Genomic DNA, 827 nt, shown 5'->3' with positions numbered 1-827 from the left:
AAAAAAATTGTTTGAAAGATAAAATCTTAAGACAAAAATAACGATAAAAATAATGGTTAGCCATTGATTAAATATCACTAGATACAATACCGCAAGTCATCTTTTTTTAAAAGGGGTAAAAATGGCACTAAACATTCAAGCGTTCAAGCGTTCAAGCGTTCAAGCGTTCAAGCGTTCAAGCGTTCAAGCGTTCAAGCGTTCAAGCGTTCAAGCGTTCAAGCAACACTACCATAGTTTTTATAAAAATCTACTTAAAAATCCCCTACTTTTTATTATCCACCCCTTTTTTAACCAACACGACCTTTTTAGAAAATTTAATTCAATAAGCCCCATTTTTATCAGTGGGGCTTACAGAGTTAAATTCAAAGGAGAAAAACGATGGCTCAGTTAGAAGATTTGAAAGCGCATGAAAAATACAATTTGTTGTTGTGCATGGTTTCAGGCGCTTATAAAGGGACTATTCCAGGAAATGAGGATTTTAAAGAGTTGTGCGATGAATGCACTTTGGATTATTTTCGCCCACGACGAGGCGAAGCGGCTCAGCACAAGCATTTTGAACTCATGCGTAAGGCGGATTATGTGATTGGCATTGTGAATGAGGATTCAACCACTAGAGGGGCTGAAGTCCAACGGAGCGTTTTTGCCCTAAAGATTGATCATGACACTATCGGGACTGATGAAGAGGGAGCGTTAAAGGTTGAGGGCGTTTGCGCTCAAAAAGGGAGTCAAGAATACGAAGAATTAGTCAATAAAAACACTTGGCATTTCACGCGCAGCACAAGACTTGGACAACCAAAATTGATTGAGCGAAAAAATTAAGAAATTAT

2 protein-coding genes are annotated in these 827 nt (G+C 38.1%); both read left to right on the top strand.

Annotated features, from left to right (window positions below; genetic code table 11):
- Positions 1-121 precede the first annotated feature (121 nt).
- Positions 122-391 (top strand): hypothetical protein, encoded by a 270-nt coding sequence (locus QT74_RS07890; RefSeq protein ID WP_050579225.1) that lies wholly within the window; start codon positions 122-124, stop codon positions 389-391.
- On the top strand, positions 379-819 hold the full coding sequence (locus QT74_RS07885) for a hypothetical protein (RefSeq protein WP_033752048.1): 441 nt from the start codon (positions 379-381) through the stop codon (positions 817-819). Before QT74_RS07890 ends, QT74_RS07885 begins: the two co-directional genes overlap by 13 nt.
- Positions 820-827: the final 8 nt, after the last annotated feature.

This window comes from Helicobacter pylori SA213A (assembly GCF_000476275.1).
Taxonomy (GTDB): Bacteria; Campylobacterota; Campylobacteria; order Campylobacterales; family Helicobacteraceae; genus Helicobacter; species Helicobacter pylori_CL.
The sequence above is the reverse complement of the archived record's forward strand: the minus strand, read 5'-3'. Positions and strand labels throughout refer to the sequence as shown.

What these genes read in the sequence shown, in the direction of transcription:
- QT74_RS07885 (WP_033752048.1), top strand. Translation starts at nt 379, where the DNA reads ATGGCTCAGTTAGAAGATTTGAAAGCGCATGAAAAATACAATTTGTTG.
- QT74_RS07890 (WP_050579225.1), top strand. Translation starts at nt 122, where the DNA reads ATGGCACTAAACATTCAAGCGTTCAAGCGTTCAAGCGTTCAAGCGTTC.